1 protein-coding gene is annotated in these 1,052 nt (G+C 64.4%); it reads left to right on the top strand.

Translation table 11 applies throughout. From position 1 onward, the window contains the following. Window positions 1-64: 64 nt before the first annotated feature. Entirely contained in the window at window positions 65-997 is a 933-nt protein-coding gene (locus tag ACFOM8_RS23010) for an IS5 family transposase (RefSeq protein ID WP_119136892.1), read from the top strand. Window positions 998-1,052 lie beyond the last annotated feature (55 nt).

The raw sequence follows: 1,052 nt of genomic DNA, 5'->3' as shown, positions 1-1,052 counted from the left end.
GGGCTCTGTTGCACAAATCGCGTGAGGGATTCATCTCGTGAATCCAGCGTGGTAGCTTGACTGCATGAGCAGACCGACACCTCCGATCTACAAGACCAGGAACTGGCCCGCCTATAACCAAGCGCTCAAGCGCCGCGGCTCTCTGACGATCTGGTTCGACCCGGCCATGACGTGGAAGGCCGCGCCGACTGGCAAGCGCGGGCGACAAGCGGACTACAGCGACGCAGCCATCCAGACCTGCCTCACGATGAAAGTGCTGTTCGGGATGGCGCTCAGGCAGACGACGGGCTTCGTCGAGAGCCTGCTGCGGTTGATCGGCCTGGACTGGGCGGTGCCCGACTTCAGCACGCTGTCGCGGCGCCAGAAGACCCTGAAGGTCAACATCCCCTACCGCGGATCGGCCGGTCCGCTGCACCTGCTGGTCGACAGCACCGGGATCAAGGTCGAGGGTGAAGGCGAGTGGAACGCCCGCAAACATGGCGGCACGAAGCGCAGGGTCTGGCGCAAGATCCACATCGGGATCGACGAGAAATCACTGGAAATCCGGGCGGCCGAGTTCACCACCAGCGACGTCGGTGACGCGCCCATGCTGCCCGAACTTCTGGACCAGATACCACCCGACCAGGAGATCGCCAGCGTCACGGCAGATGGTGCTTTCGACACCCGCAAGTGCCACGACGCCATCGCCGCGCGCGGTGCCGCGGCGATCATCCCGCCTCGCAAGAACGCCAAGCCCTGGAAGCCCGACACAGCCGGGGCTGTCGCCCGCAACGAGATCCTGCGCACATCGAAGCGCGTCGGGCGGACAATCTGGCGACGATGGAGCGGCTATCACCGCCGAAGCCGCGCAGAAACCAAGATGCACTGCGTCAAGCTGCTGGGTCAGCGCCTATCCGCACGCGAGTTCGACCGTCAGGTCGCGGAGTTCCAGGTGCGCGTCGCCGTGCTCAACGGCTTCACCGCGCTCGGCACGCCCATCACAGAGGTCGCAGGATAAATCTGTCCGGGGAAAGGGGAAGTCCGATCAGCAGCCGATTTGTGCAACAAAGCCC

Source organism: Paracoccus angustae (genome assembly GCF_042648745.1).
GTDB lineage: Bacteria > Pseudomonadota > Alphaproteobacteria > Rhodobacterales > Rhodobacteraceae > Paracoccus > Paracoccus angustae.
The sequence above is the reverse complement of the archived record's forward strand: the minus strand, read 5'-3'. Positions and strand labels throughout refer to the sequence as shown.